We start from the raw sequence: 22841 nt of genomic DNA, 5'->3' as shown, positions 1-22841 counted from the left end.
GTCATAGAAAATGCGGGTAACAATATATAATATTTGTTTTTAGAATCATCCAAAAGCATAACCATGAAAATCTTTACACAAATAGTTTTTGCATGCTTGCTTTCAAAGGTAATGTTTGCACAACCAACGGTTACAGTATCAGGCACATTAGACACATGGACACAACAAAGCATACCATCCATTACTGCAACATCTAATACTGCCGGCTTTTCAATTGGATCTAAGGGGTATATATGTGCAGGGTTAGAATGTTGGGAATATGATCCTGGTTCAGATACATGGACGCAAAAAGCAGATTTTGGCGGAGTAGCCAGAGATAACGCCAAGGGTTTTTCCATAGGTTCAAAAAGTTATCTTGGTACCGGCGGGTCTCGTATTTTTTGGCTTAATGATTTTTGGGAATATAACCCTGCCCTGAATATCTGGACCCGTATAGCAGATTTTCCAGGTAATGGTTATAGACCTTTTTGTTTCAGTATTGGCAATAAGGGTTATGCCGGAGCAGGTGGATGGGATGAGGATTATGATAATAGTTTTTGGGAGTATGACCCACAAAATAATGCATGGAGCAGCAGAGCCAACGTTCCGGGGTACAGCAGAAGTGATGCTATAGCATTTTCAATTGCTGGTAAAGGATACATGGGAACAGGCATCGAACAATTCTACGATTACGGGGTTTTAAAATCAAACTTTTATAACGATTTATGGGAATATAATCCCGAAACGGATAGCTGGGCAAGAAAAGCCGATATTCCCGTTGATAGAGGAAGATCAGATGCAGTTGGTTTTGCTATCGGATCAAGTGGCTATCTAGGAACTGGTTATTGGACAGATACCTGGGGAGAGATGGAAACGCATTATAAAGATTTCTGGGAATATGATCCGGAAACAAATAACTGGACCCCAAAAGCAGATTTTGGAGGTGGAGAAAGAAGAAATGCAGTTGGCTTTTCTATTAATAATTTAGGATTTATGGGTATGGGCATTGGCGGTTTTCAGGATTGGTGGAAATACACACCCGTTGCAGTAACATCAGTGCCAGCCATTACTTCATTCTCACCAACCTCTGGCCCTATTGGTACAACAGTAACCATAACTGGTACAAACTTTGGCGCAAACCCTGTCGATAACATTGTTTATTTTGGCGCAACAAAAGCAACGATTACTACAGCTACTTCAATATCACTTACTGTTACGGTACCAATTGGTGCAACATATGATCCCATAACTGTAACAACAAATGGCCTTACTGCTTATGCTGCCAAACCTTTTAATGTGACATTTGAGGGCGGTGATGGCCCTTTCGATGATGGCTCGTTTATAAAAGAACTCAGTCTGGCTACAGGCAGATCCTACACTTGGTCATATCCTTTTGGCATTACGACGGCAGACTTTGATGGAGATGGCAGAGCTGATCTTGCCGAAAGCATAATATATTATGACAGCTTGGTGGTATATAGAAATATTTCTGCCGTTGGTGCATTTGCTTTTGCAGAAAAGATCAAATTGCCGGTTCCTATAGATCGTTTCAGTTCATATAGAATTCCTGTTCATGCCAGCGATATAGATGGTGATGGCAAGCCTGATCTTATTGCTGTCAATGAAGGCAACAGCGATTATTATTTATACAACGGCGGTGTTTCATTCTTTAGAAATAAGAGTACCAGTGGTGCTATTTCTTTTGAACAGGAATTTTTTTTAAGTTATCAGATCTCAAGAACACAGGATATTGCCATCGCAGATTTTAACGGGGATGGTAAAGCGGATCTTGCCGTATTGAATGCAGGAGGGGACCCTCCATATTTGCCCTGGTACCTTTCAATTCAAAGAAATACCAGTGCTCCTGGTAATATTGCTTTTGCAAACCGCGATACTATATTCATCGGCGAAGAAGGGAAACATGTTAATCCTATAAGTATTGTCTCTCGGGATTTTGACGGAGACCACAAACCCGACCTGGCATGGGTAGATAATCGCCTGAATATACTTTCTATAGCCAAAAATATCAGCACAACTGATTCAATAATGTTTGCAGAAAAAACAGATTACTCTTTATCGCTAACTCCCTACTATATTAGCTCTTTTGATGTTGATAATGATGATAAACAGGATATTGTAATAGCTAATCGAACAAACACAGTTTCTGTATTCAGAAATATAACCGCTAATGGCAATATTGCTTTTTCTTCAAAGCTTGATTTTACAATTAATGCGGCAGCAAGAAGCCTTGCTATAGCAGATCTAAATGGCGATGGAATGCCAGACATCGCTGTTGCCACTGATAATGATCCCAATGCTGTTTCCTTGTTAGAAAACAAAAGTAGTTTTGGTGTTATTGATTTTGCGCTTAATGCAAATTATGATGCAGGTAGCGCCGCCGCTAATATTTGCATAGGCGATCTTGATGGAGACGGAAAACCTGATATTGCAGTAACCCACCAGGACGAAGATTCCATTTCCATTTTAAGAAATTTGATCAGCGCAGAAAATTGCATTCCACCAACAGCGTTAAGTGTTGCAAAAATTAGAGATACGGCTGCACTATTAAGATGGACATTACCCGCAGAACCTGTTTCTGGTTTTAAGATCCGTTATCATGCAGTCGGTACTTCACAGCTTATTAAACGAAATGTAAAAGGAAGCAGTAATCATATTATACTCTGCGGCTTAATGCCCAATACAACGTATCAGTGGCAAATCAGAAGTAATTGTCTTACTGATACATCAAATTGGGTGCGAGGGCCAAACTTTACTACAACCTCATCGTTTGCATTATCAGGATTATCAATGGATGTGGACAGTAAAATTTCAGGGAACAACGGGTTAAAAATAATGCCCAATCCAAATAATGGGAACTTTGTGATACAAATACAATTACCTATCAAAGAAGCGCTCACCTCATTGGCGCTGTACAACAGTATGGGAGAAAGAATCTGGCAGCAGGCAGGAATGTTAAGCGGAACAGTAATAAAAAATATTGTATTGAACAACAAACTTTCTGCAGGCATATACATATTAAAACTTGAAAGAAATGATGTGTATTTGATGCAAAAAGTGGTTGTAAGCAAATAAATGCTGAGAATAGCCGTATCATAAGGCAGTTATTTTTAATAGATTGTCAACAGAGATTATTAGTCGTGGTATTTTAATAATCTTTTCTGCCCTATACCTGTTGAAGAATAGAAGCCTTGAAAATAAATTGATAATATTAAAAGCCTGTACAATGAAAGAAGTATTTCTGACACATTGCTTCTTTGCAATGTTTGCAATTGCACATGCACAACAAGAAAATTCATGGGTAAAAAAAGCTGATTTTGGCGGTAATGCAAGACAGGACGCTAGCGGTTTTTCTATTGGCAATAAGGGGTATATTGGACTAGGTTATGATGCAACGACAAATTATAAAGATTTTTGGGAATATGATCCTGTTACTAACATTTGGTCGCAGAAAGCCGACTTTGGAGGTATAGAGCGAGACGGACAAGTAGGATTTTCCATTGGGTCAAAAGGTTATATCGGAACCGGACAAAGAGTCGATGTTACTGAAAAATACTTCCAGGATTTTTGGGAATACGATCCCGTTACCAACAACTGGACACAAAAAGCCGATTTTGGAGGCGCGGCAAGGCGCGGGGCTGTTGGCTTCTCTATTAACAATAAGGGCTATATAGGAACTGGAATTACTACTTATGAATATCCGTATACATTTTATAAGGATTTCTGGGAATTCGACCCGCTTACGAATAGCTGGCTAAGAAGAAGTGATTTCGCTGGCGTAGAAAGATCCTATGCAGCTGCATTTTCTATTGGTGGCAGAGGATATATTGGTACAGGTGTAAATTTTAATGGTGAAGGGCCAACAAACGATTTTTGGGCATACGATCCTTTTACAAACATATGGACACATATGGCCGATTTCGTGGGAACTAACAAAAGAAGTGCAGTTGCTTTTTCTATTTACAACAAAGGATATGTTGGGCCTGGCTCCGGGGGATATCCTGTCGGAGACAGTACTCTTTGGGAATATGATCCTATTACTGATACCTGGGTGCAAAAAGCAGATTATCCTGGCGTTGGAAGATACGGAACGGCTGCATTTTCTGTTGAAGGAAAAGCATATATTGGCATGGGTGTAAATTTTATCGGTGAAATGCCAACGAATGATTTCTGGGAATATAGCCCCGGCATAACTTCCTGCCCTTTACTTACCGGATTAAGAGTTCAAAAAGTAACCGATACTGCTGCACTATTAAGATGGGCATTGCCAACCGAAACTGTTTCCAGTTTTAAGATTCGTTATCGCGCAGTTGGTTCCACAGAACTCACAAAACGAAATGTAAAAGGCGGTAGCAATTATGTTGTATTATGCGGCTTATTACCCAACACAACATATGAATGGCAGATAAGAAGTAATTGCACAGAAGATACTTCAGCATGGGTATGTGGGCCAAACTTTACTACAGCAAGTAACATCGCAGTAGTAAGTTTAACTGATGCATTACAGGCAAAAACAAACACAGTACAAATGCTTGTTTCACCAAACCCTAGTAAAGGCAATTTCAATATTCATATCCAATTACCTTCCAAGGAAGCTTTAACAACATTAATAGTATATAACAGTCTTGGCGAAAAAGTTTGGCAACAAAGTTTAGGTGCAGTAAATGGTTCGGTAATTAAGAATATTGATCTGGAAAACAAACTAACAACAGGTATATATACTTTAAGAATTGAGAGAAACGATATACGTTTGATGCAAAAAGTCGTAGTAACTAAATAAGCAGGAACATTCATTTTAAAAGAGCTGTTTCATGAGAAACGGTTCTTTTATTGGCAACCCCGCTGTACAACTTTATGCATCTGTCGTTGCGTCGCACTCGTGTACATCCGTTATACTATTCAGCAGCTCACTCCTGGCTGAAAAACTAAAACTATCAGAGCAGCATTATATTTTTTTATTGAGTACAATCATTGATCACGCTGGCAATGGTCATAGAAAATGCGGGTGATAATAAATAATATTTGCTGCTACTATAATCAAAAAAGAATGCCATGAAAATCTTTACACAAATTCTTGTTGCATGCTTATTTTCAGAGATAATGTTTGCACAACACATAAATACAGCGTTAAGTACTCCAAATACCTGGACGCAAAAAGCAGATTTCGGAGGGGCTGACCGGGGATATGCAGTAGGGTTCAGCATTAATGGTAAAGGGTATCTGGGAACCGGAGGTAAATACCCTGATCCACCTTATAAAGATTTCTGGGAGTACGATCCTGTTACAGACACGTGGACGCAGAAAGCAGATTTCGCTGGAACAGCCCGTATGTATGCAGTAGCATTCAGCATAGGCAGCAAGGGGTACCTTGGTACGGGATATAATGATGGCACTGTCTACAAAGATTTTTGGGAATACGATCCAACGACTAACCTCTGGACACAGAAAGCTGATTTTGGAGGACCTCCACGTTCATTTGCGATTGGCTTTAGCATCGGCAACAAAGGGTACCTTGGAACGGGGAGTAATTATCCGTACTACTACAAAGATTTCTGGGAGTATGATCCTGCTGGTGATAAATGGACACAAAAAAAAGATTTTGGAGGCGATGCCCGTGCTTATGCGGTTGGCTTCAGCATAGACAATAAGGGATACCTGGGAACTGGTTATACTTATCCAAGCTATTACAAAGATTTCTGGGAATATGATCCTGCTAATGACGCATGGACACAAAAAGCAGATTTCGGGGGAAATTCCCGGGCATATGCAGTTGGCTTCAGTATTGGTGGTAAAGGATACCTGGGAACGGGAGATATAAGCATCTCGTCCTATCCATCAAAAGATTTTTGGGAATACGATCCGGCAACTAATAACTGGTCTCAAAAAGCTGACTTCGGCGGAGCTGCACGTGGGTATGCTGTTGGTTTCAGCATTAACAGTAAAGGTTACCTGGGAACTGGAGATATTAGCGCCTCACCCTATCATGCAAAAGATTTTTGGGAATATACACCCGGCAATAACTGCCCTGCACCCACAGATTTAAAAGTGCTCCGTGTTTCAGATACCTATGCCATATTAAAATGGGATGATATTGGTGGAGGCGTTTTAAAATTGCAGGTACGTTACCGGACATTGAATGAAACTTCATGGACCAAACAAAGGAGAAATCCTGATCATAACTGGATGTATATAAATAAACTAATACCCAATACAACCTACCGATGGCAGCTAAGAAGCTTATGTGCTGAAGATACATCCGGTTGGATTGCCGGGCCAAATTTTACTACAACTTCTTCAGTTGTATTGTCAGGTATATCAGGTGATCTTAACTACAAAGCAGCAGAAAGTTTTGCAATACAAATAACACCAAACCCAAATAAAGGCAACTTTACTATTCACCTGCAGTTGCCTGCAAAAGATGCTTTAACTACATTGACATTGTATAATAGTTTTGGAGAAAGAATTTGGCAGCAGGCAGGTATGTTAAGTGGAACAGTAACAAAAAATATTGTGCTTGACAATAAACCGGCAACAGGAATTTATGTTTTATATATCGAACGAAGTGATATGATTCTTACTCAAAAAATTGTAATAAGCAAATAAGATTATGATCCTCAAAGTAACGTGCTGCTTCTAACGAAACGGCACTTTACTATTTTGAACATTTATTTTTATAGGCGTATTTATTTTTTTCACCGGCAGTATCACTACTTTCATCTTCGTTGTGTCACTCACTTGTACTGTTATATCTTTATTCAGCAGAATTTATCATTGCTTAAAAGAAATCGTAATGCACAAGTGTGCGACGCAAGGAACGATGCCATAAAAAACAAATGCCGGGAACATGAAAAAAAATTTCTTTCTTTTCTTTTTTTGTTGTTGCGTAATAGTTGTTACCGCACAGTCAAATGCCTGCATTAGAATTAACCAGCTTGGATATACACCCAATGGTTTGAAGATTGCGGTATTAGGTAGTAATGAAAAAATTGCAGCAGAAAATTTTGCTGTGATAAATACTGCCAATAATGTGGTGGTGTTTACAAAAAGGATCGGCGCTGACTTTGGAAAATACGGACCTTTTGTCAACACTTATCGTCTTGATTTTTCTTCATTCGGTAAAAGCGGAAATTATATTGTTCGTGTTGATAATATTGTTTCACCTGCATTTACTATTGATGTATCTGTGTATGATGGCGCTGCTGATTTTTGTTTGCGTTATATGCGCCAGCAACGCAGTGGTTTCAATCCTTTTCTAAAAGATTCCTGTCATGCGCATGATGGTTATACTTTGTATGCGCCTGTGCCGGATAGTACACATATAAATGTTATTGGTGGCTGGCATGATGCGAGTGATTACCTGCAATACAGCACAACATCTGCTAATGCAACTTATCATTTACTGGCAGCGTATCGTGATTTCCCAACCGTCTTCAAAGATGAAAAAGAAGCCAATGGTCTTGATGGGAAAAATCATATAACAGATGTACTGGATGAAGCAAAGTGGGGGCTTGACTGGTTATTGAAAATGCATCCCAAAGATGGTTGGTTATTTAATCAATTGGGTGATGACCGTGATCATCGTGGTATGCGCATACCAAAAGAAGATACTAATTTTTATGGCCGTGGTTTGGAACGACCTGTTTATTTCTGTAATGGCAAGCCACAGGTAAGAGGGAAATTTATGAACAACTCAACAGGCGTTGCCTCAACAGCAGGTAAATTCAGCAGCGCATTTGCATTGGGTAGTGCCATTTTTTTTAATATCGACAAAGCATATGCAGACAAGCTTTATCATAAATCTATAACAGCCTATGCGCTTGGACTTGCTAAACCTGGTGTTGCACAAACAGCTTCTGTGCTTTCTCCATATATCTATGCAGAAGATAACTGGACAGATGATATGGAACTTGCATCAGCCATTGCAGCAAATAAAAAAGATCAATCTTCCATGCTTGATAATGCTTATCAATATGCATTGAAAGATCCCATTACACCATGGCTTGGCGCAGACACAGCAAAACATTACCAATGGTATCCGTTTATTAATGTTGGGCATTATGAGCTTGCAAAAGAATTAACAGATAAAAGAAGAGATACGATTATTCAATTTTACAAAGAAGGAATTGATCGGGTGTGGCAGAAAGCAAGATCAAATGCATTCTATCATGCTATTCCGTTTATATGGTGCAGCAATAATCTCACCGTAAGTTTTGCCATTCAATGTTACTGGTACAGACAATTGACAAGCGACAATACATACATGCCATTGGAACAGGCTTGCTTTGATTGGATCTTTGGTTGCAATCCCTGGGGCACCAGTATGGTATACGGTTTACCATCATGGGGTGACACACCGACTGATCCGCATTCTGCATTTACGCATCTCAAAAATTATCCTATCGATGGCGGCCTTGTGGATGGCCCGGTTTATACAAGCATTTACAAAAATCTTATCGGCATACAATTATTCAATGCAGATGAGTATGCGGCTTATCAAAGTGATCTTGCTGTTTATCATGATGATTATGGCGATTACAGCACCAATGAACCAACGATGGATGGCACGGCCTCATTAATTTATTTATTAGCTGCACAACAATCACAGGCAACTAAAGAAAAGCATTTTACTTATTCGCATGGCGGTATTGTACGAGGTGATTCAACTAAAAAAGAAATTGCATTGGTTTTTACCGCAGATGAATTTGGAGATGGTTTGCCTGTTATAACAAAAACGCTGCAGGAAAAAAATTTAAAAGCTTCATTTTTCTTTACGGGAAGATTTTATCGCAATAAAAAATTTCAACCGGCCATTCAGCAATTGTATGTGCAACGCAATTATATGGGGCCTCATTCTGATGAACATCTTTTATACAATGACTGGAACAATAGAGACAGCTTGCTTGTGTCGCATGATCGTTTTAATGCAGACATGCAAAACAATTTAAGCACTATGCAGCATCAAAATATAATGGTAAGCTATCCGCAGTATTTTATTCCTCCTTACGAATGGTGGAATGATACTATCGCAGCATGGAGTAATAAACTTGGTTTGAAACTTTTCAATTTTACATCCGGCATACGCACCAACGCAGACTATACTTATCCTGAAATGGGCAACACTTATAAAAGCAGCGAATGGATATTGCAATCGCTAAAAGATCAGCAGGATAAAGATGCTAATGCATTCAACGGCGCTATTATATTGATACATACCGGCACAGATCCACGCAGAAAAGATAAATTGTACAACAGGCTTAATGATATTATTGATTATCTGCAATTAAAAGGTTATGTATTTAAAAGAATAGATGACCTGCTGAAATAATTGTGTACTGAGCTTTATTACTGCTATGATACATCGTTGCGCCGCACACCTGTACTTCATCACTTTATTCAGCAATTAATACGTGTTTACCGCATCAATAGAAATAAATAATTTTAAAGATGCTAACAATAGCTTTGTACAGCCTGCTGTTATGTACACTGCATACGTTGGCACAACCAAAAAAATAAAACTCACTGATAATAGTATTTTAGAAGTAAGAATGCAAAAAGGCCAAACCATTATTTTTGAGAATGGTTATGAATAATTTTATGGGCCAGGCTTTTGAATAAGTATTATACATCGTTGCGTCGCACTCTTGTGCTGTTTGTGCTTCAGTCAACTGTTAACCGTCCACTGACCACAGTAAATCCGAACGTACAAGAGTGCGACGCAACGGAAGCTTAATAACAGTACAGGTGCCCGGTACAAATAATTTGTTATAATGCTTTTAGCTTTACTTTGCCTGGTTAATTTATACACAACACTTTTAAATATGAAAGCAAAAATTTCTATCAATACCATTTTTACAGATATCGGCGGCGTATTACTTACCAACGGCTGGGATCGCGGCTGCCGCAGAAAAGCGATAGACATTTTCAAACTCGATCCTGAAGAAACAGAAGAGCGTCATCATCTTTGTTTTGACACACTAGAAGTTGGTAAGTTATCGCTTGATGAATATCTTGACCGTGTAGTGTTTTATAAAAAGCAATCTTTTACGCGTAAGAAATTCAAGGATTTTATGTACGATCAGTCAAAACCATTTCCTGAAACGATCGAACTGGTAAAGCGTTTAAAAAAGCAATATAATTTAAAAGTAGCCGTGGTAAGTAATGAGGGCAGGGAGCTTGCTGAATATCGTATCAAACAATTCAGGCTGCATGAGCTTGCAGATTTTTTTATTGTTTCCAGTTTTGTTCGTTTCAGAAAACCCGATGCAGATATCTTTCGCATTGCATTGGATACAGCGCAGGTAAATGCAAAGGAAGTGCTGTATCTTGAAGACCGACCAATGTTTGTGCAGGTGGCACAGAGTCTTGGCATTCATGGGTTGCGGCACACAGATTATAACAGTACCTGTAAAAAGCTGGAGAAGTTTGGATTAAAGTAAGGTTATATTATTGCCGGTTGGCGCTACCCTGACAATATATATAATTCAGCTCATGCAACTGCTGTTACGAATAAAAATAAGCAAACAAAAAAACCTATCATGACAACAGGAAATTACGCCAGCGTTAATGGTATAAAAATGTATTACGAAATTCATGGGGAAGGTAAGCCATTGGTACTTATACACGGCGGCGGTTCGACGATTGAAACAACTTTTGGAAGAATACTTCCTTTGTTTGCACAGCATTATAAAGTGATAGCAGTAGAACTGCAGGCACACGGCCATACAAGCGACAGAGATGCGCCTGAAACTTTTGAACAGGATGCAGATGACGTTGCTGCATTATTGAAGCAACTCAATATTTCAAGAGCATACATCTTTGGCTTTAGTAACGGCGGTAGTACAACATTGCAGATTGCTATTCGTCATCCTGAAGTAGTTGATAAAATTATTGTGGCTTCAGCCGCTTATTTGCGGGAAGGCCTTATGCCAGGTTTTTTTGATATGATGCAACATGCAAGTCTTGAAAATATGCCACAGCCATTGAAAGATGCGTTCCTGAAAATAAATCCTGATACCGCTGCACTGCGCAATATGCATGATAAAGATGCAGCAAGAATGGTTGCTTTTAAAGACTGGAAAGACAGCGATCTGCAAAGTATAAAAGCACCGGCTTTAATTATGAATGCAGATAAAGATGTTGTGTTAAATGAACATGCTTTAAAAATGTCGAAACTTATACCCAATGCCGGGCTGATAATTTTGCCGGGCGTGCATGGTGCATTTTTAGGTGATGTTTGTACGGCAGTGCCTGGTAGCAAAATGCCTGAAATAACTGTTGCATTAGTACAGGAGTTTTTGGAAAAGTGATTTAGGAAAGTTTAAACTCTATTGTAAAAAGGCTTCTCACAATTTTTACATAGGTGCATATTCCATTTGTATAGAGGTAATAATTTATATTGCCATCAGGCAATGTTAATTTATACATGCCGTCTTTATTTTTTTCAATGGTAAGCATAACATGAAAAAAATCAGAATAGACCTGTTTAATATTTACCGGTTCAGAAAAATACAGGCTCAGCTGGTTATAGTAAATTCCACTTATTGGTATATGTTCATCGTTTTTTGTTTTGCGTATTATATATTGATTGCCTGTGTATGCAGTTTGCTGGTCAAATTTTATTTCGTTATTTATTTTGCGGTACACGTAAGATTTTATGAGTAACCCGTTTTCAAACACTGACTCCTGTTTTTCATTGAATGTAAAAAGGGTGATCATTCTTTTTTTTGTTTCCGATTCCGACCTTATTGACGAGAGATTACTGCTGTCCGTCTTTTCAATATTCATCCAGCCGATCTTGTTGCTACCCTGCATAATTGCATAATGCAATTTTAACTGCTGTGACGTTCCAGAGAAATTACAGCCAATCAAAAGCGTGATTAATAAGATCTTTAAAATACTTATTAATGGTTGTCTTGTAACAGCATGATTATTCCTGGCTTTCTTATACCCTTTTTCAGAAGCTGTGGTTTCTTTTTTTCTAAGCTGGTTTGTTGTTTTGCTGCTGCCATCTTTGCTCCAGCCCGGAGCATTAAAAATAAAATTAAAAGCTTCTGATACAGATATTGCTTTGCGCAGGTCATTAAACATGTTGTACCATTCGTGAAAAGCAATTTTGACGGGGTTACGCGAATTGATCTTTTTAGTTAAGCCATAAACAGGCTTTTTGCTTTCATCAACAAAAGTTCCAAATAACCTGTCCCATATGATAAATATGCCACCATAATTTTTATCAAGGTAATCAATATTGCAGCCATGATGTACACGATGGTGAGAGGGTGTATTGAAAATAGCTTCAACCCATTTTGGTAATTTATTGATGACCTCGGTATGTATGCAAAACTGGTAAATGATGCTAACAGACTTTATCAATAGAATAAGACCCGGTTCAAAGCCAACAAAAGGCAGCCATATCCAAAACAGTAAGATACCGGTAATATTGCTTGTCCAGCTTTCCCTAAGGTTTGCTAAAAAGGAAAATGTTTCTGATGAATGATGTACAGCATGAGATGCCCAGAAAAATCTTATTTTATGACTTAACCTGTGAAACCAGTAGTAAGTAAGATCATCAGCAAAAAAACAAATTATCCAAACCCACCAAACATTATTTGCAAAATCAAATATCCTGTAACTGTAAACCACACTATACAGGTACATCGTTACACCCTTGCCTGCTGCAGCCGATATAATAAAGCCTGCACCAATACCCAAACTTACCGGAAAGTCTTTTTTATATTGATCTCTATTCTCCTTCACAAAGAACATAAATTCCAGTATTACTAATAATATAAAGCCGGGTATGGCATGCAGCAAGATAGTATCCTGGTTCATAAGTGAAGATTGGGAGGTTATGTAATTTTTTTAGTTCAACACAGTAAACAGTGTGCTTGCCTGTATTGATGGCATAAAACTATTACCCCTGCAGGCGGGCTCATAATTGATCTGTTCCGTAAATTTTTATGTTGAATGATTAAATAAGAAAAATGAAAGAGCACGTTTCTTTCCGTAATGAATATTGCTTTGCAGATGATTGAAGAATCATTTATGGCAATAATTGCAAAAAATAATTTTCGGTTTCAGGGTTTATGCAAAAAATAAATGAACACTTAAGAAAGTAAAGCCTGCAGGTATTAAGGAGATTTCAGGAAGATTGTTTATAATTAATTGGGGCGCCAGCTATTGTATTTTATGGCATCGACTGTTGCGTCGCACTCTTGTACAAAAAGAATTTTATAGCACCTTAAATTAAAACTCAGAACAGGAACATGGAGTAAAAAAATTTTTATTGCACTGCATAATGATGCATAATAAATAAAGCGTACAAGTGTGCGACGCAACGATGCTTAATTAAAACATAAAGGCAGGGCTCAAAAACATCAAAATACATTTATTGTACGCGCAACACCTTTCTTAAAACGATAGAATCTGTAAAGTCTTTTACTGCAAATACATAATCACCTTTCTTTTCCGGATCAAATTCAAAATCCCTTGTTTGGCCTACCGTTATGCATTCGTCTTTGGCAGGTTTTATTATTTGCAGGTCAGTTGGAAGATAGGCTCCGTCTTTTGCAAAGGCACGCCAATTAACGGGAACATCATTTAGTAAAATGGAAACGTTTAGATCTGTTAAGTAGCCAGTTGTATTTATAAACCTGAAGCGGTAGTTTTTCCCCGGATGCAATGTCATCGTATCTGTGCGTGATTTTCCATTTAAGAGTAAATGGCCTTCCGTAAATACGGCAGTGATATCCTGGCTGAAAAGAAAAACCTTATCTGTTGTGCTATTGTATTTTTCATTCGGTTCTGTAACAATGAAAGCCCCATACAATCCTTCAAACACCTGGAAGTTGTGCATATGTGTATGATAATAAAAAGTGCCGGCACGGGGAGGTGTCATATGCACCACAAATGAATCGCCGGGCATGATCATTGGTGCCAATTCTTTACCCCTGTTTCCCCAGCCGGAAACGCCATCATAATAACTCTCAATCTCAAGCCCGTGCCAGTGTATAGTGGTTGGTTCATGCAAATGATTAATGATCTTAATGGCTACCGGTTTGTCACGTTCAAGGATAATGGACGGACCGGGAATACTTCCACTTGTATCTGTCGAAGCGTTGCCTTCGCGCAATACAAATCCATAGCCATTTAATGTATCGTAGTAGTTCTTTTTTTCTTTGATGATCATTGTCAATTCGCGTTCAGCAATTTTTTCATCAGGCGCTTTCTTCACTTCATTTATTGACGGCAGTATCGAAATACCCATGATCAATCCTCCCATCCCTTTTGCAGCATGTGTGTTTATATCGGTCATTTCCTGATCCGTCATCTCAGGCATCTTTCTCAGGAAGCTGCCTGCCATTAAATGAAAAAGGGTATGGCAATGAAACAACCAGTTTCCTTCCCTGTCTGGTGTCCATGTAAACGCAATAGTTTGATGCGGTTTCAACAATTCTGTTACAGAAAGATAACGATCCTGTTCTTTGTAAATAGTATCTGCTTCTTCATTGCCACGGCTGTTCACAGTATAAAAAAAGCCGTGCAGGTGCATAGGATGGTCCTGGTTACTTGCATTTATTACTCTCCAGTGAACAGGCACATCTTTTGGATAAATAAGCCGCTCTGTAAAAGGCCAGGTAAGCCCATTAATGGCAAGTTCTTCACGGTCGTTTGTATACTCTCCTGTCTTTGTCGTATCATTCCACAGACCTATTATAAATATTCTTTCCTGCGGGTCGGCAATTATATTAGGTGCATCAACTATGAATGCACCAAAAAGCTGGCTGTCATTTAGAAAGGGTAAATTATTGAAGGGTGTTCTTACACTTCCATCACTGGCCCAATACATATAAGTACCGGCCTTGCCTGCTTTGAACTGTACTTTATATGTTTCATTAAAAGCAATTTTCACACTATCTTTTTCATTACCGGGACGTGAATAAAAACCATGCAGCACTAAAGGGGGGCCGGGAATGGAATTATGAATTTCAGCGTTGATGATGGCGCCTTCCGGAACACGGATAAGTGGACCCGGCAATTGTAAAGTTTTACCTGTTTCTGCAAATGCACATACCTGCAAAGGATCTCCTTCATGCGTTTCAGGATACCAGTTACCTATGCGGGTTTCAAGTTTTAAAAACAGTACACCGTTGCGCAGTTCGCCTGCTGTTTTACGATTGTCGTTAATAGCGATTTCTTGCGTACCATCAAATTTGCCTGTTATATTTCCTGTGGTTAATGGACCGCATGCGATAATATTTTGCTTTTGGAAAGTTGAGATAGTATTATTGTTTAATATAAAAGCATTCAGGAAAAACAAGAACAGGCAACATCCTGTCAGGAATGTGAGTTGTTTCATGTTGGGCCGGTATTTGCTTCTGAATATACAAAATATATTTAATATTAGAAATAATATAAACTTCAAGTGCTGTTTTATCATGTATATGTCTGCAACCCAGGCGTAGATAGAAACATATATAAGTATGGGCCGGGCAACTGAACTCTGTTAGACTTTTGTTACGTCGCACACTTCTACTGTTTAATGCATGGCGGCAATGCTTCACTAAGCTTTTCTCAGCATCCTGTCTTATATTATTCACCTGTATTTTCTGAAATTTTTTATCTTCGGCCTATCGTCAGTAATATTAATATGCATTGTCTTATTGTACTAAACCCTTTTAAAAAATGAGAAGATATTCTTTACTGCTTATCAGCATTATTGCCAGCGTAGCAGCAGATGCGCAGGATAAAAGCAACATAAAATTTGGAAAAATAATAGCAGCTGATTTTATTATCAACTCACCGGTAGTAGATTCTAACGCCAATGCAGTGGTAATTGCAGATATAGGCAGTTCTGAATTTGAAGGAAATAATACCGGGTGGTTTACACTTGTATATAAAAGGATAAGAAGAATTAAGATCATCAATCAAAATGGTTTAGATGCAGGTAATGTAAGTATTTTATTGTTTAAGGATAATGGCTATTACCAGGATACAAAAGATAAGGAAGTGCTTTTAGATCTTAAGGGATCTACTTATAACCTCGAGAATGGAAAAATAGCAGAAACAAAACTCGATACAAAATCCGTCTTTGAAAACAGAATTGACAAAAACTGGTTAGAAAAAAAATTTACAATGCCTGCAATAAAAGCAGGCTCAGTCATTGAATATTCCTATACTATTAAGTCAGATTTTATATTCAACCTGCAGCCCTGGTATTTTCAGGGAAAATATCCCTGCTTGTGGAGCGAGTACAAAGTAAAGATACCTGACTGTTTTACTTACATCGCTTTATCCAAAGGTTACAACCCATTTTTTATCAATGAGAAAAGTAGAGAAGCCAAAGTATACCGCATCGAAGATCTTGCCTGGAAAAAAGGATCTTATGGCAGTATTACTCCGGACGTTTATAGTGTAAACGCAGATGTTTTGGTTAACAGATGGGTTATTAAAGATGTTCCGGCTTTAAAGGAAGAAAGCATGGTTTCTACAAACAGGAATTATGTATCTGAAATAGAATTTCAACTCTCGCAGTACAGGTTTACAGATCCACCCGAAAATAAGATGCAGGACTGGCTTACCGTTAGTAAAGAATTTTTAGAAAGCTATGATTTTGCCCGTCAATTTGATGATAGTAAATGGTTGGTAAATGAGCTAAATACTTTTCTTGACAGCACTATGAATAATGCAGCAAAAGCAAGAACTATTTTCGCTTTTGTGCGGGACAATTTTACCTGTACCGGAAACAATGGTATTTATTTATCACTGGATGCAACACTTAGAAATATTTATAAAAATAAAAAGGGATCAGTCAGCGATATTAATTTATTGCTTACTGCAATGCTTAAACAGGCGGGTGTAAGAGCAGACCCTGTAATACTCAGTACAAGAGACCATGGAGTAGTGCATCCTGTGTACCCATTATTAAGCAGGTATAATTATGTTATTTGCAGAACTATCCTTAATGATTCATCTTTTTATCTCGATGCAAGTAACCGTTATTTAGGGTTTAATAAATTGTCAAAAGAATGTTTTAATGGCCTTGCAAGGGTAATAAGTACTGATACAGCTACCTTAAAATTTACTCCCGATTCCCTAAAAGAATTTTCCGTTAAAACAATCTTTCTTGCAAATAGTCAGTCTGGCAACAGTATTTCAGGAACGTTTTTATCTACACTTGGTGATGACGCATCAATGAATTTAAGACAGCAACTTTCAAAACAGAAAAGGGAAGATTATTTTAAAGAGCTGGAAAAGGCTTATGGTTCCGATATAAAAATTGATAATTGCAATATCGATTCTTTGAACAACTATGATGCACCAATTGCCATAAGATATAATATTACCTATAACTATAACAATGACGATGTAATCTACCTGAACCCTATGTTTGGACAGGAATTAAAAGAGAATTCGTTTAAAAGTGAAGAAGCAAGATTATTTCCCATCGAAATGCCTTACTGCCCGGATGATCTTTTACTGGTTAATATGGAAATACCAAAAGGGTATAGAATAGAAGAAATACCAAAGTCCGCAAGAATTAAATTAGGCAACGATGCAGGCATGTTTGAATACCTGCTCGATCAAAGCGGAAACAGGATACAACTAAAATGCAGGCTAAAGATCAATAAAGCAATCTATGATGCAGACAATTATAGCGCTTTAAGAGATTTTTATTCTTATGTGCTAAAAAAAGAAAGTGAGCAGATTGTGCTTAAGAAAATAAGCCAATAATTTTTTGTGCCATGCTTAGAAAAAGTATTAAGCTTTTATTGCGTCGCACACTTGTACTATAGCCTTAATGGCGGCAAATTTAATTATGGATGCTGCTTTTGCCACTCCAAATATTTTTCTGCAAGAAACGCAGAACCGGCTTTCCTGTATTCAGGTGTAGAAACAGTAAAATGATCACCGGGGTAATAACCAAAAACAAATTTGCTGTTTAGCTTTTGCATTTCTCCATCAAGTATGTGCACTGCATCATTCAATAAGAAATTGTCCTGCTCACCAACACTCACTCTTATTTTGCCTTCAAGGTCTGATTTTAAAGTATTCCAATTGGTGCGCAGGTTCAGTGAAATATCATAATGCTTCCAGTGTTCCAGCGTATTTTTATTTACTACACCTGTTGCCGCATCACAAATTCTTTCCGGGTTTCCATCTGCCCCTTTACCACTAAATACTGCATCAAAGGAATGCATCTGTTCACCACGATAAATAATATTCTCCATTTGATAAGCCTGCTTCTGACTGGCCCATGGAAAAAATCCTGCAACCGTTGCTACCAAATGTAAACTGCTATCTTTAGCATAAAACATATTGTCACCATCATACAGGTTTACCTTTTGAAAACTTCTGAAATCAACAGGATCGGGGGAACTTGACCAGCAGCCCGCAAATATTGATGGGTATTGAGTTTGCAGCCATAATACTGTCCAGCCGCCGCTGCTATGACCTCTTAATAAACGAGCTCCGTTGCAACGAAACTTACTTTCAAGCAATGGAATAAATTCTTTTACCAATGCATCTCCCCAAGGACCGTTGTTATCGCTATTTGCATACACGCAATGACCAAGCGGACAATTTCCATCAAGGAAAACTGTAATACAAGGAATACTATCCACAGGGGAACTTCTGAAACTTGTATCTCCTGAGAAACGATGATAATCGCCGCCATAACCAAACACATAAAACACTACAGGAAATTTACGCATAGGTTCTGTGTAATAGTTTGGAGGCAATGTTACGGCCGCATCAACTGTCATACTTTTTTTATGAAAAGCAGATAACAATGCAGAAGGCGCTTTTAATTCTTTTACAAATTCAGTTTCTTTAAACTCCGGTTGTGGGATAACCTGGTCGCAAACAATGCTGTATGTTTTTGTATAGTCTTTTGTTAGATTACATTGTATCGTTTTTGAATACATGTTGCCGGGACTTGCTGCAATGGCACGGCCGCCGAGATCCCTGTCCCACACAGCCTGTACAAAATAATTTCCTCTTTCAATATCTGATAATGGAACCGGGTAGGAGAGTGCTTTATCATCAATTACTATACTGGTACCGGGCGTAACATTTTTTACATCGAGCGAAAAACACGGGAAAAACTGTATTCCTACAACCGCATTCCTGGGCTCTTTGTTATCCTTGCTCATGTATAAAAAAACCTTGCCGGTAAATGGCCCGTTATATGCTGCGGCCGGATAACTGATCTTAAATTTTTGTGCTGTTACAGATACTGTTACAAAGATCAATAACAACAATGGTATTAACTTTCTCATAAAATTGTATTAAGCATGGTATGAAAGATAAGCAGTAATCAGAATCCTTTTTATATTTTTTATGAGCGGGGATTTGGTAGAACGATGATACTTCGCCTGCGTTGCACACCTGAACGCAAACCTTTTTTGGCGGCTTATACAGCAGACTTTTCGAAATTGGACCGCTGGTATTTAACTTTACCAATGGCAAACGGATCTGTAAACTAAAAGCTTTTATGAGTAAAGTGCAAAAAAGAAATAACCCCGGGTAAAAGCATGATATATTTAGCAGGCATTTTTATTACCATTTTTCTTTTTATTGTTTTGATAAGCAAGAAAAGAAAATCGCAGGCTGATAAGATTTTAGCGGCCTGGTTGTTTTTTACAGGCCTGCACCTTGTTCTGTTTTACCTCTTTGTTACAAAAGATTATACGCAGTTCCCTTACCTGCTTGGTGTAGAGAAAGGTTTGCCGCTTGTACACGGACCGTTTTTGTTCCTGTACACATTGGCTTTAACAAGTGCAAAAAAAGTTACAAAAGTTAGTCTCCTGCATTTTATTCCCGTGGTGATCCTGTATGGATTAATGATGCCCTTTTTTCTCATGCCACCGGAAAGAAAAATTGATGTGTACAACCACCAGGGGCAGGGTTATGAATGGCTTGCAGTTATCTTAATTCCGGCCATAATGCTTTCAGGCATAGTATATGTTATTTTGAGCTTTTATCTTTTACGCAAGCACAAAAAGAATATAGAAAGCCAGTTTTCTGACACAGAAAAAATCAACCTCAACTGGCTTCGATATCTTATTTATGGCACTTCTGTTATATGGATAATTATTATTGTGGGTTTAGATGATGATTATATTTATACAGCAGTAGTTGTGTATGTATTTTTTCTTGGCTACTTCGGTATTAAACAGGTTGGTGTGTTTAGTAACCCGGTCTTGCAGGAAGATAATTCCATCGTTGCGAAGCAACAACTAAATACAGAAACGGTAAATGAAATTATAAATCCTGTGACATCTTCAGAAGCTATTTCTTTGGAAACGGATCATGATTCAAACGAAGCCATTGAATCAAACGAAAAAGTAAAATATAAGAAATCATCTTTAACAGATGAAGATGCTGAAAAAATTCATGATGATCTGGAACGCATTATGTCAGATGAACAACTTTTCAAGGACCCGGAACTTACCCTTGGAGAACTTGCACAAAAACTATCAATCCATCCTAATACGCTCTCACAGGTCATTAATTCTTTTGAGCACAAAAATTTTTATGATTATATCAACAACCTGCGTATTGAAGAATTTAAACGGATAACCCAACAACCCGACAGTAAAAAATATACCCTGCTTTCCCTTGCTTTTAAATGTGGATTCAATTCCAAGACAGCCTTTAACCGGAACTTCAAAAAAGCTGTTGGTCTATCTCCAACAGAATATCTTTCTCAATCAGAAATTGAGCTGGGCTAAAATTCTTATCGATTTGTTAATGCTGCCGCTCAAGGCGTTGCCGTACAAGAGTGCGACGCAACAATGCTCAACCGGCGTTACAAAAGCCGGCACCAAAAAAATCACGGCGCTATTGTCATGTGCCTGACAAATGGCACCTCAAAACACCTTGTTATCAGGTGCCACCTTACAAAATGGAGCGATAAGGCTGTGTGATAGATTCATATTTGCAGGACGAAAAAATTTATACAATGAAACGAAGACAAAATTTATTCTGGACGATTCCATTACTGTTTCTTTTTTTCTCCTGTAAAAAAGAACTACAGGTTAATGATGAGGGTAACCTGGTTCCGAAAACCGTGGTGAATGATGCATCTCTTTCATCCGTTACGGTAAGCGGTGCCATGTTTCATGCCGAAACTTTTGGCGACCCTAAAAACAAAATGCTGGTGATCTTACATGGCGGCCCCGGGAATGATTACCGCTACCTGCTCAATTGTAAAGCATTTGCAAATGAGGGTTACTATGTGGTATTTTATGATCAGCGGGGTTCCGGCTTGTCGCAGCGTTTTAGCAAAGACAGCTATTCCATTCAATTAATGCTCGATGATCTCGGTGCTGTAATTGCCCACTACAGAACATCGGCTGCACAAAAGGTTTTTTTGCTGGGGCATTCGTGGGGTGCCATACTGGCGACCGCATATGTCAACAAGTATCCCGCTGCGATAAACGGTGTGGTGATGGGAGAACCCGGCGGTTTTACCTGGCAGGATATCATGGACTATGTAAACCGTTCACAGGATTACAGGCTCTCCAGCGAAACCCTGAACGATGCAACTTACCTCGACCAGTTTCTTACGGGCAGTGATAAAGACCAGGCCATACTCGACTACAAGCTTGGGTTACTTTCTGCTTCCGATGCATCGCCGGACAGCCCAATTGGCAATGAGGGCTTATTGCCATACTGGCGTGCAGGTGCAGTTGTGAACCGTGCATTATTTGATCTTGGCGAAAAGGAAAAACCTGATTTTACAACAAACCTGCATCAATTCACAACACCTGTACTCTTTTGTTACAGCGAACGCAACAAAGCTTATGGACAGGCTTATGCGCAGAAAGTATCATCGGCATACCCAAATGTTCAGCTTGAAAAGATCAACAATGCAGGTCATGACTTCATCAGCTTCTCCGCAGGATGGAACAACTTTTTTCCAATAGCTTTAACCTATTTAAACTCACTTTGAAATGAAAAATGCCAAAAAGTTTTTTTTGCTAACCACCGTATTATTCATCGCCCTTTTGTCAAAAGCACAAACCATTAACTGGGCTAACCTGAGCAAAAAACAAAAAAATATTATCAATGTAAATGCCGGCGTTGACTATTCGCTTTCCTATGGTATTGGTTACGGCTACCAATTGAGATCAAAATTGCCAATTGTGCTGAACACAGAGTTCTCGGTTCCTTCCGGCAATAATTTAACCGATGATTACAAAGCAAAAATTGGTGCGCAGATCCGCTGGCTGCAATTAGACAACGTACACTTTACCACGAAGATCCAGGGTGTATTCAGAAGATATGAAAATGACTATGCCACGCTGCTGAATTTTGGAAGCGATCTCTCCGGAATTGTTGGTTATTATAAAACACATTGGTTTGTTGCCGGTGAAGTTGGTTTCGATAAAGCGATCGTAACGCATTTCAAAAACTCCGATCTCGAAAAAGAAAATTACCCCGATATACAGGATGGCTGGTATGAACCCTCAACCGGCGGCAATTTTTATTACGGTATTCAAACAGGATACTCGCAGCAGAAATTCGATGTGTACTTAAAAGCAGGAAAAATAACAACGCAAACATTTTCCGATGCGCCACTTGTTCCTTTCTATGCGCAACTGGGCGTAAATGTGAAATTGGGTAAATAGCTCGTCTCACTCGTTGTATATAAATCACTTGTCGTTCTCATGCATGCATGGGAATTGATGAGTGATTTTTTTGTGAGCCCAGCTGGAGCAACTTCTTGCATCGCCTGTTGCGTCGCACACTTGTACTCAAGGTTAGAAAGCAGCAATTTCAAGTGATTAAAATCCTGTTGCTAAACAACAAATGTATAGTGCCAAATTTTCGGGCAATAT

General features: G+C 38.6%; 14 protein-coding genes. 11 read left to right on the top strand and 3 right to left on the bottom strand.

The annotated features are described in order from the left end of the window. Window positions 1–63 precede the first annotated feature (63 nt). From FRZ67_RS06215 to FRZ67_RS06185, 7 genes are all read left to right on the top strand, one after another. Window positions 64–3072: an FG-GAP-like repeat-containing protein gene (locus FRZ67_RS06215; RefSeq protein WP_147188709.1), complete on the top strand. Its 3009-nt coding sequence runs from the start codon at window positions 64–66 to the stop codon at window positions 3070–3072. 151 nt (window positions 3073–3223) lie between these two features. Next, on the top strand, window positions 3224–4777 hold the full coding sequence (locus tag FRZ67_RS06210) for a T9SS type A sorting domain-containing protein (protein WP_147188708.1): 1554 nt from the start codon (window positions 3224–3226) through the stop codon (window positions 4775–4777). A 272-nt stretch (window positions 4778–5049) separates the two neighbouring features. Beyond that, window positions 5050–6600 carry a T9SS type A sorting domain-containing protein gene (locus FRZ67_RS06205; RefSeq protein WP_147188707.1) on the top strand — a complete coding sequence of 517 codons (1551 nt, stop codon included), beginning with the start codon at window positions 5050–5052 and terminating at the stop codon, window positions 6598–6600. 241 nt (window positions 6601–6841) lie between these two features. Continuing rightward, a complete protein-coding gene (locus FRZ67_RS06200; protein ID WP_147188706.1) occupies window positions 6842–9322 on the top strand; it encodes a bifunctional glycoside hydrolase family 9 protein/polysaccharide deacetylase in 2481 nt (826 codons plus the stop codon). Between the two features lie 82 nt (window positions 9323–9404). Beyond that, window positions 9405–9587 (top strand): hypothetical protein, encoded by a 183-nt coding sequence (locus FRZ67_RS06195; RefSeq protein WP_147188705.1) that lies wholly within the window; start codon window positions 9405–9407, stop codon window positions 9585–9587. Between the two features lie 228 nt (window positions 9588–9815). After that, complete coding sequence (locus FRZ67_RS06190; RefSeq protein ID WP_147188704.1) at window positions 9816–10433, top strand: HAD family hydrolase; 618 nt, start codon at window positions 9816–9818, stop codon at window positions 10431–10433. Window positions 10434–10532: 99 nt separating this feature from the next. Continuing rightward, window positions 10533–11303, top strand: coding sequence for an alpha/beta fold hydrolase (locus FRZ67_RS06185; protein ID WP_147188703.1), 771 nt, complete (start codon window positions 10533–10535; stop codon window positions 11301–11303). A 1-nt stretch (window position 11304) separates the two neighbouring features. Here the strand turns inward: FRZ67_RS06185 and FRZ67_RS06180 are convergent, their stop codons facing one another. Together FRZ67_RS06180 and FRZ67_RS06175 are read right to left on the bottom strand one after the other, a co-directional pair. Then, window positions 11305–12825, bottom strand: coding sequence for a sterol desaturase family protein (locus tag FRZ67_RS06180; protein ID WP_147188702.1), 1521 nt, complete (start codon window positions 12823–12825; stop codon window positions 11305–11307). A 556-nt stretch (window positions 12826–13381) separates the two neighbouring features. Further along, window positions 13382–15352 (bottom strand): multicopper oxidase domain-containing protein, encoded by a 1971-nt coding sequence (locus FRZ67_RS06175; RefSeq protein WP_158638317.1) that lies wholly within the window; start codon window positions 15350–15352, stop codon window positions 13382–13384. A 326-nt stretch (window positions 15353–15678) separates the two neighbouring features. Here FRZ67_RS06175 and FRZ67_RS06170 point away from each other — a divergent pair, with 326 nt between their 5' ends. Then, the gene (locus tag FRZ67_RS06170) at window positions 15679–17727 is read left to right on the top strand and encodes a DUF3858 domain-containing protein (RefSeq protein ID WP_147188700.1); all 2049 of its coding nucleotides are present in this window, start codon (window positions 15679–15681) and stop codon (window positions 17725–17727) included. Window positions 17728–17810: 83 nt separating this feature from the next. Here FRZ67_RS06170 and FRZ67_RS06165 read toward each other — a convergent pair whose 3' ends face one another. After that, a complete protein-coding gene (locus FRZ67_RS06165) occupies window positions 17811–19274 on the bottom strand; it encodes an alpha/beta hydrolase-fold protein (protein ID WP_147188699.1) in 1464 nt (487 codons plus the stop codon). Window positions 19275–19529: 255 nt separating this feature from the next. Here FRZ67_RS06165 and FRZ67_RS06160 point away from each other — a divergent pair, with 255 nt between their 5' ends. The 3 genes from FRZ67_RS06160 (at window position 19530) to FRZ67_RS06150 (ending at window position 22631) form a co-directional block, all read left to right on the top strand. Continuing rightward, window positions 19530–20729, top strand: a complete 1200-nt coding sequence (locus FRZ67_RS06160) for a helix-turn-helix domain-containing protein (protein ID WP_147188698.1) — start codon at window positions 19530–19532, stop codon at window positions 20727–20729. 230 nt (window positions 20730–20959) lie between these two features. Next, window positions 20960–21952, top strand: coding sequence for an alpha/beta fold hydrolase (locus FRZ67_RS06155; protein ID WP_147188697.1), 993 nt, complete (start codon window positions 20960–20962; stop codon window positions 21950–21952). A gap of 1 nt (window position 21953) precedes the next feature. Beyond that, window positions 21954–22631 (top strand): hypothetical protein, encoded by a 678-nt coding sequence (locus tag FRZ67_RS06150; protein ID WP_225975522.1) that lies wholly within the window; start codon window positions 21954–21956, stop codon window positions 22629–22631. Window positions 22632–22841 lie beyond the last annotated feature (210 nt).

The organism is Panacibacter ginsenosidivorans (assembly GCF_007971225.1).
GTDB lineage: Bacteria > Bacteroidota > Bacteroidia > Chitinophagales > Chitinophagaceae > Panacibacter > Panacibacter ginsenosidivorans.
The sequence above is the reverse complement of the archived record's forward strand: the minus strand, read 5'-3'. Positions and strand labels throughout refer to the sequence as shown.

What these genes read in the sequence shown, in the direction of transcription:
- FRZ67_RS06215 (WP_147188709.1), top strand. Translation starts at nt 64, where the DNA reads ATGAAAATCTTTACACAAATAGTTTTTGCATGCTTGCTTTCAAAGGTA.
- FRZ67_RS06210 (WP_147188708.1), top strand. Translation starts at nt 3,224, where the DNA reads ATGAAAGAAGTATTTCTGACACATTGCTTCTTTGCAATGTTTGCAATT.
- FRZ67_RS06205 (WP_147188707.1), top strand. Translation starts at nt 5,050, where the DNA reads ATGAAAATCTTTACACAAATTCTTGTTGCATGCTTATTTTCAGAGATA.
- FRZ67_RS06200 (WP_147188706.1), top strand. Translation starts at nt 6,842, where the DNA reads ATGAAAAAAAATTTCTTTCTTTTCTTTTTTTGTTGTTGCGTAATAGTT.
- FRZ67_RS06190 (WP_147188704.1), top strand. Translation starts at nt 9,816, where the DNA reads ATGAAAGCAAAAATTTCTATCAATACCATTTTTACAGATATCGGCGGC.
- FRZ67_RS06185 (WP_147188703.1), top strand. Translation starts at nt 10,533, where the DNA reads ATGACAACAGGAAATTACGCCAGCGTTAATGGTATAAAAATGTATTAC.
- FRZ67_RS06180 (WP_147188702.1), bottom strand. Translation starts at nt 12,825, where the DNA reads ATGAACCAGGATACTATCTTGCTGCATGCCATACCCGGCTTTATATTA.
- FRZ67_RS06175 (WP_158638317.1), bottom strand. Translation starts at nt 15,352, where the DNA reads ATGAAACAACTCACATTCCTGACAGGATGTTGCCTGTTCTTGTTTTTC.
- FRZ67_RS06170 (WP_147188700.1), top strand. Translation starts at nt 15,679, where the DNA reads ATGAGAAGATATTCTTTACTGCTTATCAGCATTATTGCCAGCGTAGCA.
- FRZ67_RS06165 (WP_147188699.1), bottom strand. Translation starts at nt 19,274, where the DNA reads ATGAGAAAGTTAATACCATTGTTGTTATTGATCTTTGTAACAGTATCT.
- FRZ67_RS06160 (WP_147188698.1), top strand. Translation starts at nt 19,530, where the DNA reads ATGATATATTTAGCAGGCATTTTTATTACCATTTTTCTTTTTATTGTT.
- FRZ67_RS06155 (WP_147188697.1), top strand. Translation starts at nt 20,960, where the DNA reads ATGAAACGAAGACAAAATTTATTCTGGACGATTCCATTACTGTTTCTT.
- FRZ67_RS06150 (WP_225975522.1), top strand. Translation starts at nt 21,954, where the DNA reads ATGAAAAATGCCAAAAAGTTTTTTTTGCTAACCACCGTATTATTCATC.